This window comes from Halorubrum sp. Eb13, from assembly GCF_002252895.1.
Taxonomy (GTDB): Archaea; Halobacteriota; Halobacteria; order Halobacteriales; family Haloferacaceae; genus Halorubrum.
Map to the genome: position 1 here is coordinate 63,258 of NZ_NHPE01000033.1, position 12,671 is coordinate 75,928.

14 protein-coding genes are annotated in these 12,671 nt (G+C 70.2%); 8 read left to right on the top strand and 6 right to left on the bottom strand.

The features are described 5' to 3' along the window. Positions 1-2: 2 nt before the first annotated feature. Positions 3-956, top strand: coding sequence for an alpha/beta hydrolase (locus DJ75_RS03545; RefSeq protein WP_094522591.1), 954 nt, complete (start codon positions 3-5; stop codon positions 954-956). A 75-nt stretch (positions 957-1,031) separates the two neighbouring features. On the opposite strand, the gene DJ75_RS03550 is transcribed toward DJ75_RS03545, so the two are convergent. Further along, positions 1,032-1,547 carry a hypothetical protein gene (locus DJ75_RS03550; RefSeq protein WP_094522593.1) on the bottom strand — a complete coding sequence of 172 codons (516 nt, stop codon included), beginning with the start codon at positions 1,545-1,547 and terminating at the stop codon, positions 1,032-1,034. Between the two features lie 91 nt (positions 1,548-1,638). Between DJ75_RS03550 and DJ75_RS03555 the strand changes: the two genes are divergently transcribed. Further along, positions 1,639-3,036, top strand: a complete 1,398-nt coding sequence (locus DJ75_RS03555) for an APC family permease (protein WP_094522595.1) — start codon at positions 1,639-1,641, stop codon at positions 3,034-3,036. 86 nt (positions 3,037-3,122) lie between these two features. Then, positions 3,123-3,353, top strand: coding sequence for a hypothetical protein (locus DJ75_RS03560; RefSeq protein ID WP_094522597.1), 231 nt, complete (start codon positions 3,123-3,125; stop codon positions 3,351-3,353). Positions 3,354-3,431: 78 nt separating this feature from the next. Here DJ75_RS03560 and DJ75_RS03565 read toward each other — a convergent pair whose 3' ends face one another. Beyond that, the gene (locus DJ75_RS03565; protein WP_094522599.1) at positions 3,432-3,881 is read right to left on the bottom strand and encodes a universal stress protein; all 450 of its coding nucleotides are present in this window, start codon (positions 3,879-3,881) and stop codon (positions 3,432-3,434) included. An 81-nt stretch (positions 3,882-3,962) separates the two neighbouring features. Here DJ75_RS03565 and DJ75_RS03570 point away from each other — a divergent pair, with 81 nt between their 5' ends. The 5 genes from DJ75_RS03570 to DJ75_RS03590 all read left to right on the top strand — a co-directional run bounded on the left by DJ75_RS03570 (position 3,963) and on the right by DJ75_RS03590 (position 9,760). Then, positions 3,963-5,540, top strand: coding sequence for an amidohydrolase (locus DJ75_RS03570; protein ID WP_094522601.1), 1,578 nt, complete (start codon positions 3,963-3,965; stop codon positions 5,538-5,540). 293 nt (positions 5,541-5,833) lie between these two features. Continuing rightward, a complete protein-coding gene (nadA, locus tag DJ75_RS03575) occupies positions 5,834-6,967 on the top strand; it encodes a quinolinate synthase NadA (protein ID WP_094522603.1) in 1,134 nt (377 codons plus the stop codon). Continuing rightward, positions 6,964-8,631, top strand: a complete 1,668-nt coding sequence (locus tag DJ75_RS03580; protein WP_094522605.1) for an L-aspartate oxidase — start codon at positions 6,964-6,966, stop codon at positions 8,629-8,631. Before nadA ends, DJ75_RS03580 begins: the two co-directional genes overlap by 4 nt. Further along, positions 8,625-9,452 carry a carboxylating nicotinate-nucleotide diphosphorylase gene (nadC, locus tag DJ75_RS03585; RefSeq protein WP_094522607.1) on the top strand — a complete coding sequence of 276 codons (828 nt, stop codon included), beginning with the start codon at positions 8,625-8,627 and terminating at the stop codon, positions 9,450-9,452. Before DJ75_RS03580 ends, nadC begins: the two co-directional genes overlap by 7 nt. A 56-nt stretch (positions 9,453-9,508) precedes the next feature. After that, complete coding sequence (locus DJ75_RS03590; protein ID WP_094522609.1) at positions 9,509-9,760, top strand: hypothetical protein; 252 nt, start codon at positions 9,509-9,511, stop codon at positions 9,758-9,760. Between the two features lie 30 nt (positions 9,761-9,790). On the opposite strand, the gene DJ75_RS03595 is transcribed toward DJ75_RS03590, so the two are convergent. The 4 genes from DJ75_RS03595 to DJ75_RS03610 form a co-directional block, all read right to left on the bottom strand. Further along, complete coding sequence (locus tag DJ75_RS03595; RefSeq protein WP_094522611.1) at positions 9,791-10,639, bottom strand: agmatinase family protein; 849 nt, start codon at positions 10,637-10,639, stop codon at positions 9,791-9,793. Positions 10,640-10,646: 7 nt separating this feature from the next. After that, positions 10,647-11,024, bottom strand: a complete 378-nt coding sequence (locus DJ75_RS03600) for a translation initiation factor IF-5A (RefSeq protein WP_094522613.1) — start codon at positions 11,022-11,024, stop codon at positions 10,647-10,649. A 114-nt stretch (positions 11,025-11,138) separates the two neighbouring features. Further along, a complete protein-coding gene (locus tag DJ75_RS03605) occupies positions 11,139-11,423 on the bottom strand; it encodes a hypothetical protein (protein WP_094522615.1) in 285 nt (94 codons plus the stop codon). Position 11,424: 1 nt separating this feature from the next. After that, entirely contained in the window at positions 11,425-12,597 is a 1,173-nt protein-coding gene (locus DJ75_RS03610; protein WP_094522617.1) for an aminotransferase class I/II-fold pyridoxal phosphate-dependent enzyme, read from the bottom strand. Positions 12,598-12,671 lie beyond the last annotated feature (74 nt).

Here is a 12,671-nt window from a genome sequence, read left to right on the forward strand (position 1 = left end):
CCATGCGCGCGGACGAACTCGACCCCGAACTGGCGGCCGTCGTCGACGAGATCGAGGCGCTCGGGCTCCCCGAGTGGCACGCCCTCTCCGTCGGCGCCGCGAGGCGCGTCGAGGACGAGGTGTTCTCCGGCGACCCGGAGCCCGCCGTCGCCGACGTCAGGGACCTCGCGTTCGACGGTCCCCACGGCGAACTGCCGGTGCGGGTGTACCGACCCGAGGCGGCCCTCGACGGATCGACGCCGCCCGCCCGCACCCTCGTCCACTTCCACGGCGGGGGCTGGACGCTCGGCACCCTCGACTCCATCGACGGTCCGTGTCGCGAGCTGGCGACTCGCACGGGGGCGGTCGTCGTCTCCGTCGACTACCGGCTCGCGCCCGAACACCCCTTCCCCGTCGCCGTCGACGAGGCGGCCGCGGCCGTGGAGTGGGTCGCGGACAACGCGGCGGCGGTCGGCGGCGACCCCGACCGGCTCGGCGTCTCCGGCACCAGCGCCGGGGCGACGCTCGCGCTCGCGGCCTGTCTGCACCGTCGGGAACTGGGCGACAGCGCCGTCGACGTCGCCGGCCAGTTCCTCCTCTACCCGATCGCGGGCGACGACTTCGAGACCGACTCGTACCGCGAGAACGCCGACGGCCCCTTGCTCACCCGCGCGGACATGCGGTGGTTCTACGACCGGTACCTCCGGAGCCCCGTGGACGCGCACAACCCGTTCGCGGTGCCCCTCCGCGCGGGCGACCTCGGCGGGCTTCCGCCCGCGACCGTCGTCACCGCCGGGTTCGATCCCCTCCGGGACGACGGGGCGGCGCTCGCGGAGCGGTTCGACGGTGAGGGGACGCCGGTCGAGCACCGCCACTACCCGGCGATGGTCCACGGGTTCTGCAGTCTCTCGGACCGCGTCGCCGTCGCGGAGGAAGCGCTGTCGGCCGTCGCCGGCGACGTCGAAGCGAGACTGTGACGTACGCGGTCGCTGGGAGACCGAGGACGCCCGGGGACCCGGGAGAGGCCGTCGGCCGGTCGGTGGCCGCCGGGGTCAGACGAGGGGGATCAGCAGTTCCCAAGCCGCCGGCAGTGTCATCTGGAGGAGTCCACCGCCGGCCCCCAACGCGACGAGACCCAACGCGATCGACGCGGCCGACCCGTCTTCGTCCCCGACGTAGAACCGATACAAGAGCAGCGAGCCGGCGGCTTGCACGGTGAAAGCGCCGACCAACGCCCCGAGAGAGAGGAGTACCGGGTCGGACTGGATCGAGAACAGGGGGTACGGTGTCCTCGGTCGTATCGCGTTCGTTAGGAGTCCCCCGACGACGAAGTACAGCAGGAGACCGCCGCCGAACACCGCGGCCCCTTCGACGCCGACCTCCACGGACAGCCGGAGTGCCTCTTCCACGAGCGTCGTCCGTTCGTCCGCTCTCAGATGATTGATGAACATGTGAACACCGCCGTCCGACCGCGAGGCCCGTAGCGTCTCGTCTCGCTCGGGGCGCGGGCGCGGCGTCCGGGGAGCGAGCGAAACGATCCACAGGTGTCGAATCGTCGCCGAAACCACAAAAATATTACTGTATTGCTTTTTACCGAAAAAACCGTCTCTCTGTTAAGGATACCGAAGAAATAACCCTTTGCAAAATGGAGATAGCGTAATGAGCGAAGGAGACCTGAAACGGGACCTCGGCCTGTACTCGGCGGTGACGCTGAGCATGGGCGCGATGATCGGTGGCGGGATCTTCGTGCTCCCCGCGGTCGGATTTAAGAAGGCGGGGCCGGCGGTCATCGTCGCTTACCTGTTGGCCGGGCTGATCGTCCTTCCGAACGCACTCTCGAAGGCGGAGATGGCGACGGCGATGCCGGAAGACGGCGGTACGTATCTCTACATCGATCGCGCCATGGGCCCGCTGTTCGGCACGGTCGCGGGTATCGGTGTCTGGTTTTCGCTCGTGTTCAAGAGCGCGTTCGCGCTTGTCGGCCTCGGTGCGTACCTGCTGCTACTCGTGAACGTCCCGGCGACCCTCGTGAAGGCGGTCGCGCTCGGCCTCGGTGGAGTCGTTATTCTACTCAACATGTTCGGGACAGAAAAGAGCGGTCAGGTGCAGGGCGTCCTCGTGAGCCTCGTCGTCCTCGTGCTCGGCGCATACGTCGTCGGCGGAGTCGGGCTCTCGAACCCGGTTCAGTATTCGCCGTTCGTCAGCCACGGACTCGGTGGGATCGCCACTGCCACCGCCTTCGTCTTCGTCTCGTACGCCGGGATCGGGGAAGTCGCCTCCGTCGCGGAGGAGATCAGCGACCCCGGACGGAACATCCCGCGCGCGATGCTCATCTCTATCGGGGTGATGTTGGCCGTTTACACCGCCGTCGTGGGCGTAATCGTCGGCGTCGTCCCGGCCGATACCCTCGTTCACGGTGGTCCGACCGGCGGCACCTCCCTGACCCCGATGGCCGACGGCGCCGAGCGAGTGTTCGGAGGTGCGGGCGTGACGGTCGTCGCCGTCACCGCCGTGCTTGCACTCACCAGCATGGCGAACGCGGGCGTCTTGGGGACGTCGCGGTTCCTCCTCGCGATGAGCCGTGATTCGCTACTGCCCGAGCGGATCGGGCGGATCAGTCCACGGTTTCTGACGCCGGTGAACGCCGTGCTCGTGACCGGTGGGGTGTTGCTCACGCTCATCGCCTTCGTCCCGGTCGTGGACCTCGCGAAGCTGGCTAGCGCCTTTCTCATCCTCGTGTTCTCCTTGGAGAACGTCTCCGTGATCGTCTTCCGGGAGGTCGGCGGCGATTTCTACGACCCGGAGTTCCGCTCTCCCGGCTACCCCGTGGTACAGGTCCTCGGCGTGATCGGCGGCGTTCTGTTGATCGCCCAGATGGGGCTGATTTCCGTCGTCGGCGCCGTCGGGATCAGCGCGGGAAGCGCCGTCTGGTATCTCGCGTACGCACGCTCGCGAACCGACCGTACCGGCGCGCTGGGGACGTACTTCGACCGCGAACCGGACGCGTCGGAACCGTTGGACGAGGCCGCGGCCGTCTCGAAACGGGAAGAGGAGTGAGGGGTCGCGACGAGCGGGGCGCTCGCCGTTTCCCAGCCCGAACCCGTCGAAATGGGAATCGTTAGTAGACCGTCCGAGCGAGTGACATGGCGGGACGCTACGGTGAGTTGGACTACTCGAAAGCCACCAAGCGGAGTGTGCTGCTCGGAGTCTGTCTGTTCCTGACCGGCGCGGTCGGGAAGGCGATCATCCACGCGGGCGGGCTGCAGGTACCCGGATGGGAGGAGACCCTGCTGCTCGACCTGGAGTTCCTCGGGACGGCGGTCGCGCTTCTCTCACCGTTCGTGTTCGGGATCCTCCTCCCGCTTACCGGGTAGCGTGACGGCCGCGTCGGAGGGGCCGCGGCGTCGCCGGCTCGAGACTCGTCGCCTTCCGCCGGTGTCGTCGGGGTCGCCTCACTCCTCGACCGTCGTCTTCACGATGCTGACCGGGGCGGTCGACCGACGCGAGACGCGCTCGGTGACGGAGCCGAGCATCCGCCGGTAGTCGCCGGAGCGCGTCTTCGAGCCCATCACCGTCAGGTCGATGTCCTCCCTGTCGGCGTACCGGAGGATCTCCTCGTGGGGGACGCCGTACACCAAGTCGGTGACGACGTCGACGCCGGCGTCGCCGGCGTGGGCCGCCACCTCGTCGAGCGCCTGGCGACCGCGCTCCTCTAGCGTCTCCTCGGCGCCTTCCGAGCCGTCGACGAACTCGTCGCCGGAGTAGGCGTTGATCACGTCGCTGTCGACGACGTACAGCACGTGCAAGGTCGCGTCGTATCGGTCAGCGGCGTCGACGGCGTGGTCGATCGCGCGGTCGACGCCCTCGCTGCCGTCCGTGGGGAGTAGGATGCGGTCGTACATACGCGGCGATTCGCGGCGTCATCGAATAAATTGGTCGCCGTTTCCCGAACGGTTAACACGCTGCCACCCGCCGAACTCTCCATGACAGCGGCCGCGGATCGACTGTTCGTGAACGGAGAGGTCCACACGCTCGCGGCGCCCGACGAGACCCACGAGGCGGTCGCGGTCCGCGACGGGGCGATCGTTCGCCTCGGCAGCACCCGCGAGGTCGAGTTCCTCGAAGGGGTCGACACCGACGTCGTCGACCTCGGCGGGCGCGTCCTCCTCCCGGGCTTCGTCGACGCGCACACCCACCTGACGACGGTCGGGCGCTACCTCGTCCACGCGGACCTCTCGGCCGCCGACTCCCCGGACGAGGCGGTCGACCTGCTGGCGGAACGGGCGGCCGAGGTGGAGGCGGAGTCCGGCTCCGACGCCCCCGCCGACCCCGTCCTCGGCTACGGCTACGACGAGTCGACGTGGGCGGAGGACCGCTACCTGACGCGGGCGGACCTCGACCGCGTCTCGACGGAGCGACCCGTGGCCGCGTTCCGCGAGGACATGCACGTCGCCGCGGTCAACGGGGTCGCCCTCGACCGGTTCGCCGACGCGCTCGCCGCGGCCCCCGACGAGACGGTGCCGACCGACGCGGACGGAGAGCCGACCGGCGTCCTGTTAGAGAGCGCTATCGACCCGATCTACGAGGCGATCGAGCCCGGACCGGCCGAGACCCGGGAGATCGTCGAGGCCGCGCTCGCCGACTGCGCCGCGAAGGGGATCACCGGCTTCCACGACATGGTGCGGAACTCCCACGCGCCGCGGGCCTACCGCGATCTGGAGGCCGAGGACGAACTGACCGCGCGCGTCCGGATCAACTACTGGAGCGACCACCTCGACGCGCTCCGCGAGGTCGGCCTCGGAACGAACGACGGGAGCGACACGGTCCGGGCGGGCGCGATCAAGTCGTACACGGACGGGAGCTTCGGCGGCCGGACCGCCCGAATCTCGGAGCCGTACGCGGACGCCCCGGACGAGACCGGGCAGTGGGTCGTCGACCCCCCGGAGCTGTCCGAGACGGTGGCCGCGGCGACCGCAGCCGGCTACCAGTTCACCGCCCACGCCATCGGCGACGAGGCGGTCGACGCCGTCCTCGACGCCTACGAGGGGGCCTCCGAGACCGACCCCGGCGAGGCGCGCCACCGGATCGAGCACGTCGAACTCGCCGACGACGAGGCGATCGACCGGCTCGCGGCGTCGGGTGTCGTCGCCAGCGTCCAGCCGAACTTCCTCAAGTGGGCGGGCGAGGACGGGCTCTACGAGACCCGACTCGGGCCGGAACGGACCGCCGAGACGAACCGCTACCGCGACATGCTCGACGCCGGCGTGGCCCTCGCGTTCGGTTCGGACGGGATGCCGATGGACCCCCTCCTCGGCGTCCACCACGCGGTCAACGCCCCCGCGGAGGCGCAGCGGCTGACGGTGACCGAGGCGCTGCGCGCGTACACCCGCGGCGCGGCCTACGCTGGCTTCGACGAGGACCGGCTCGGCACGGTCGCGGTCGGCAAGCGCGCCGACCTCGTCGCGCTCGACGCGTCGCCGTGGGAGGCGTCGGACGCGATCCGAGACGTCGGCGTCGCGATGACGGTCGTCGACGGCGAGGTCGTGTACGACGGGCGCTGAACTGACGACCGGCCCGACGCCAGACGGCGGTCGCGGCGCGGTCCCCGGTCCGATCTCGTTCTGCTCCGCGGTGACTGCTGAGCGCGCGGGACGCGACGGGCGGACTCGTCGTCGCGGACGGCGGCCCGTTCGTGAGCGACGCCGCTCCGCCCGCGAGCGGCGACGCCCTCGTTCGAAGGTTGTTCCTCACGAAACCCCAGACGAAGGAATCGAAACCGTTGACGGCCAATTTGAAGAAAAAATTTATACAAAAGGAGCCATTGAATCTGATACTTCCCAGAGAGAACGATCGAATGCCAACACTCGAATCAACAGACATCGATACGGAGCTGAGTCTCTTCAAATACGACGGGCTCGAACCGCTTCCGGCGGAGTACCGGAAACTCGGGCCCGACGAGCGGGCGTCCAGGCTCGACGCCGCGCGCGACGCGCTCGGCGATGACGTCGTCGTCCTCGGCCACAACTACCAGCGCGAGGAAATCGTCGAGAACGCGGACTTCGTCGGCGACTCGTATCAGCTCTCGACGCGAGCGGCCGAGACGGACGCGAGTAACGTCGTCTTCGGCGGCGTGACGTTCATGGCCGAGTCGGCCGATATCGTCACCGACGAGGATCAGACGGTCCACCTGCCGTCGATGGAGGCCTCCTGCCCGATGGCCGGCATGGCCGAGGCGTTACAGGTCGACGCCGCGTGGAAGGAGCTGACCGCGGCGGCGGGCGACAGGGAAGTCGTCCCCGTGACGTACATGAACTCGTACGCCGACCTGAAGGCGTTCTGCGCGGACCACGGGGGTCTCGTTTGCACCTCTTCGAACGCCGCGGACGCCTTCGAGTGGGCCCTCGACCGGGGCGACGCGGTGCTGTTCCTCCCGGACAAGCACCTCGGGTTCAACACCGCCGTCGACCTCGGGCTCGACGACTCGACGACCGTCTGGGACCCGTGGGACCCGGCGGGACAGGACGCCGACGCCGTCGCCGACAGCGACGTGATCCTCTGGGAGGGGTACTGCCAGGTCCACGAGCGCTTCCGGCCGCGCCACGTCGACGAGGTCCGCGAGGCGCACCCCGACGCCGAGGTCGTCGTCCACCCGGAGTGCCGCCACGAGGTCGTCGAGGCCGCGGACACCGTCGGCTCGACGGCGACGATCCGAGAGACCGTCGCGTCCGCCGACCCGGGCGAGACGGTCGCCATCGGGACGGAGATCCACCTCGCGAAGCACCTCGACCGGTGGCACCCGGAAGTCGAAGTGGTTCCGCTCTGCGGCGACGCCTGCATGGACTGCAACGCGATGCGCCAGATCGACCCGAACTATCTGCTCTGGATCCTCGAAGAGCTCGTCGCGGGACGCGAGCGGAACGTGATCGAGGTCGCGTCGGCCGAGCGGGAGTCGGCAGCGACCGCGCTCGACCGCATGCTGGAGCTATGACCGGGACGGCGACCGCGCCGCCGAACGGCGCACGGACGGACGTCCTGGTGGTCGGCGCCGGCGTCGCCGGGTGCGCGGCGGCGCTGGCCGCGGCCCGGACCGGCGCCGAGGTGACGGTGGTGACCAAGGCGAGCCGCCCGGCCGACGCCAACACGTACTGGGCGCAGGGCGGCGTGGCGGTCGCCACCGAGGACTCGGCGTCGTTCCGACGCGATGTCCTCGCGGCCGCAGACGGCGAGGCGGACCCGGAAGCGGTCGAGGCGCTCGTGAGCGAGAGTCGGGACGCGGTCGCCGACGTGCTCGTTGACACGCTCGGCGTCCCGTTCGACCGCGCGGAGGACCGGACCGGGACCGCGGACCCCGCCGACGCGCGTCTCGACGCGCTCGCCCGCTGTCGCGAGGGGGGTCACTCCGCGGACCGGATCGTTCACGTCGACGCCTCGACCGGAGCGCACCTCCTCCCGCCGTTTCTCGACTACCTCGACGGGCTCGCCGGGGTCCGTCTGCTGCAGGACACGGCGGTCCTCGACCTGCTCGGCAACGGCGCGGGCGTCGACGGCACGCTGCTCGAACGCGGCGGTGAAACGGGAACGGTCGCGGCCGGCTCGACGGTCCTCGCCACCGGTGGTATCGGCGCCTGCTACGGCACGTCGACGAACCCGGACGGAGCGACCGGCGACGGGATCGCCATGGCGGCGCTCGCGGGCGCGACGGTCGCGGACGCGGCGTACGTCCAGTTCCACCCCACGGCGTTTCCCGGGGGCGAGGCCGCCGAGGCCGCTGACGTCGACGGCGACGCCGATCCGTTCCTCGTGAGCGAGGCCGTCAGAGGGGCCGGCGCCGTCCTCCGCAACGCGGACGGCGAGCGGTTCATGCCGGCGGTCCACGAGGACGCCGAACTCGCGCCGCGCGACGTCGTCGCACGCGCGGTCGCGGACGAACGCCGAGAGACCGGATCCGTCGTCCTCGACGTCGACGGGATCGGCTTCGCGGACCGGTTCCCGGACTTGGCGTCGATGTGCGCCGAGCGCGGCATCGACCCGTCTACCGGGATCCCCGTCGCGCCGGCGCAACACTTCCTCTGTGGCGGCGTGGCGGTCGACGAGCGCGGACGGGCCTCGATCGACCGGCTGTTCGCCGTCGGCGAGTGTTCGCGGACCGGCGTCCACGGCGCCAACCGGTTGGCCTCCACGGGCCTGCTGGAGGGGCTCGTCTGGGGACTTCGTGCCGGCGAGACGGCCGCGGCCGAGAGCGACCCACCGGGAGCGGCTCTCTCAGTCCCCGACCTGCCGTCCGACGACCCGGAGTTGCCGACGTCGTTCGAGGCGGCGAAATTCGATCGGCTCCGCCGAACGATGGACGAGCGATTGGGCGTCGAGCGGACCCGCTCGGGCGTCCGGAGCGCGGCGGCCTCGCTGCGTCGACTGAAGGGCGAGGTCGACGCGTACGCGCGAACGCGCCGTAGCCGAGAGCTCTCGGAGCTGCGAAACGCCGTGGTCTGCGGACTGCTCATCGCGCGCGACGCCGCCGAGTCGCCCTCGGCGGGGTGTCACCGTCTGGTCGACGGCGGCGTCGCCGAAACCGATGGGGCCCCGAGATCCGACGGCGGTCGGTCGGGGTCGACCGGGGTCCGCGGTCCGCGAGGGGGTGACGAAGGGTGTTGACCGAGGCGACGATCGAGTCGTGGCTGCGGGAGGACCTCGGCCACCACGACGTGACGAACGACGTGCCGGGGGAGGCGGCCGGTCGTCTCGTCGCCACGGAAGCCGGCGTGGCGGCGGGGATCGAGGCGGCCGCGTCCGTGTTTGAGACCTCGGGCGTCGACGCCGAGCCGCTCGTCGAGTCAGGCGCCGGCGTGGCGGCAGGCGAGGCCGTCTTGTCGGTCTCCGGGCCGGCTCGGGGAGTTCTCCGCGCGGAGCGGGTCGCGGTCAACGTCGCCGGTCACGCCTCGGGCGTCGCCACGCGAACCAGCGAGGCGGTTCGCCTCGCGAGAGCGGCGACCGACGACCCGCCGACGGTGGCGGCGACCCGAAAGACCACGCCCGGGCTCCGCGGCGTCGAGAAGCGAGCGGTCGCGGCCGGCGGCGGCGACACCCACCGACTCGATCTGTCGCATATGGTCATGGTGAAGGACAATCACATCGCCGAGCTGGGCTTGGAAACCGCGGTAGAGCGGTTCCGCGAACGGTCCTCGTTCGCCACGAACGTGGAAGTCGAGGCCGAGTCGCCTCAGACGGCGGCTCGCGCCGCCGACGCGGGGGCCGACGTCGTTCTCCTCGACAACATGAGCCCGGCGACGACGCGGCGGGCCGTCGATCGCGTCTCGGAGGGCGTCCTCACTGAGGCGAGCGGCGGGATCGGACTCGACGACATCGGGGAATACGCGACGACCGGTGTCGACGTCGTGTCGCTCGGAGCGCTCACCCACAGCGCGCCCGCGCTGGACTACTCGTTTCGAACCGACGGGGACGCGAGTCCGACGTAGCCGCAAGCCCTGCCAGAAAACAGTAGTTATTAATCATGTAGTTCCTAGACGAGGGTATGGCAGAGATAGCCATCGAGTACGCGGCCGGCAGCCGCCTCCAGCCGGAGGCGGAGACGGCGCGACGACTGATCGACTCCTACCTCGGCGACCGCCCCGACGTCGACGGGGTCACCCTCTCGCCCTCCACCGATTCGGTATTCTGCGTCAGCGTCGAGGGCGATCGGATCTGGTGTACGGATCCGCGCGAGTGGATCGACGCGATGGCGGCCGTCACGGCGGCCCGCCGCCGGCTCTCCGAGCTGTCGTAGGCGGTCGGCGCCCGCGGCCGCTCGGAGCGGTCAGTCGCCGCCCGCCGCGTGGGCCCGGACGAACTCCCGGAGGAGCTTGCCGCCGACCGCCGCGGCCTGTCCGTCGTCGCGGTCGTTCACTTCGACGACGTCGAAGCCGTCGGCGCGAGCCGCGACGGCCCGGACGAGGTCGCGGGCCTCGCGGGGGACGAGCCCGAACGGCTCCATCGTCCCCGTCCCCGGCGCGAAGCCGGGGTCGAGCCCGTCGACGTCCACCGAACAGTACACCGACTCCCCCGCGAAGGGGTCGGAAGCGCCATCGCGGTCGTCTCCGGTGACCCCGTCGAGCCACGCGCGCGCTTCCTCGGGCGGCACGACCTCGACGTCGGTGTCGGCCGCGCGGTCCCACTCGGCCTCCGAGCCCGTGCGAGCACCGACGATCACCGCCCGGTCGACGCCGAGGTCGTCGAGACACCGACGGGTGACGCAGGCGTGGCTCCAGGGGTTCCCGTCGTACGCGTCTCGAAGGTCGAGGTGTGCGTCGCAGACGACGAGGACGTCTGGATCGACCGCCTGGACGCCGGCGTAGGTGACGGTGTGTTCGCCGCCGACGAGGAGGGGGACGGCGTCGTCGAGCGCGACGCTCCGGAGCTCGGCGGCGAGGTGATCGAGGTACGCCTCGACGTCGTCCCACGTGGGGACGTCGCCGGCGTCGTGGACGTCGAGCGCGGAGAAGTAGCTGTCCGTCCTGCGGTCGTAGTCGTCGTACGTCTCTGCGAATCGCCGGACCCGGTCCGGTCCGAACCGGGCACCGGGCTGAAACGTGGTCGTGGCGTCGAGGGGAGCGCCGACAACCACGTAGGAAGCAGCCTCGCGGTCGGTCGTCGCTCCGGGGAACATGCCTCGACTACCCGACGACCTTGCGCTGACCCTCGTACTCGAGGTACTCGATGTTGTCGTCCGAGGAGAAGTCCTCGCCCTCGGGGATGCGCATCGTGAACGTCTCGTAGGTGTCGAGGTCCATGACCTGCGCGTCGTTCCCGGAGACGGAGACGACCTGTCCCTGCTTCCGCTGGATGATCGGGACCCAGACCTTCGCGTCGACCGGCTGAGAGAGCGAGCGCTTCCTGTCGTCGAAGACCCCCTTGCCCTCGACGCGCGCCTTGGCGCTCCCGTGTTTTCCGGGCTTTGCTGTGCTGTAGTGGTTGATCTTGCAGGGCGCACTGTCCATCATCACGTAGCTGCCCTCCTGGAGTTCGCGAACCTGCTTCTGCTCTCGCGGCATGCCCGCTACTTTTTTCGGGGCGGGTATAAACGGTTTGGAACGGCGCCGACGCCGGCGTTCGCCGCGGGTTCGCACCCCAGAACGAAGGGGTGCCGACCGCGGCTGCGAGCCGAGTTACGGATCCATCTCGTCGACGTACTCCTCCCGCTCGTCCTCGTCGTCCGCGTCCCCGTCCGGCGGGACGAACTGTCCGGTGAGAAGGTAGCTGGCGACGAAGAGACCGATGAACCCGACTCCGACCGCCGCGGTCGTCCGCACGACGAACGGGAAGTCGATCCACCAGAACGCGCGGTCGGCGATCGCCATGACGACGACGGCGACGAACAGCACCTTCTGCTCGTCGGTCGGGTCGCGGACGAAGCCGACCACGTCGTCTTTGATGTCGCTGAAAAAGCCCATCTCAGGCACCTCCCGCCGCGTCGACGTCCCCGCCTTCGGCGGTCGCCGTCTCGATCACGCGGCCCACCCGTTCCAACCCCTCCTCCAACTCCGACGTCGGCAGCCCGAACCCGATCCGGAAGCGGTCCGGGAAGCCGAACAGCCCGCCGGGCGCCAGCACGACGCTCTCCGTCTCGACGACGGTCCGGCAGAACGACTCGGCGTCGTCGAAGCCGTCGGGAACGGTGACGAACCCGTTGACGCCGACCGGGTCGTACCAGTCGAGGCCGTGGCGGTCCAGCCACTCCGCGACGATCGCGCGGTGCGTCTCCGCCAGTTCGCGGTTCTCCGCTAAAATCTTTGTCTCGCGCCGGCCGAGCGCCTGCTTCGCGACGTACTGGCCGAACAGCGACGGCGAGATGGTGGTGTAATCCTTCCACCGCCACGCGCGCTCGACGACCGCCTCGGGACCGGCGATCCAGCCGAACCGGAGCCCCGCGAGCCCGTACGCTTTCGTGAGGCTCGTCGTCGAGATTCCGTGGCGTCCGAAGCTCGCGACCGGGGGGTGCGGCTCCGCCACGAGCAGTCGGTACACCTCGTCGCAGAGGAGGTACGCGTCGTGCTCGACGGCGACGTCGTAGACCGCCCGCATCGCCGCCTCGTCGTGGTACCGGCCGGTGGGGTTGTTGGGGTTGTTCACGACGATCACGGCGGTGTCGTCGCGGGCCGCGTCGGCGATCGCGTCCGGGTCGAGCCCCCACTCCGGCGGCTCCAGCTCGACGCGGGTCACGTCGCCGAACGCGTCCGGAACGGCGTGAAGCGCCTGATACGTGGGGGTGACGACGACCGCGTGGCACCCCGATCCGACGGCGGCGGAGTCGCCCGCCCCGTCGCTGCTCGGCGTCCCGTCGCCCACGCCCGCCTTGTCCCCGAGCAGCGAGAGGAACGTGAGGAAGTTCGCCTCCTGCGTCCCGCAGGTGAACAGCACCTCGTCGGCGCTCCGGCCGTACCGGTCGCCGACCGACGCGCGGAACTCCGGATCGCCGTTCGTCGGGATCACGTAGTCGAGTTTCCCCGGGTCCAGATCGAAGCGGCTCGCGTCGAGTGAGCGGATCCCGCTCTCGGCCAACATGATGTCGGCCTCGTGCTCGTACTCCGCGAACCAGCGTTCGAGGCCGAACGGGTCGATGCGCATACCCGACGTGGGAGTGGCGTGAGGTTAGTTGCTACGGTCCCTGACGGGGTGTCCGTCCCGGCCGGCGCCGCTCG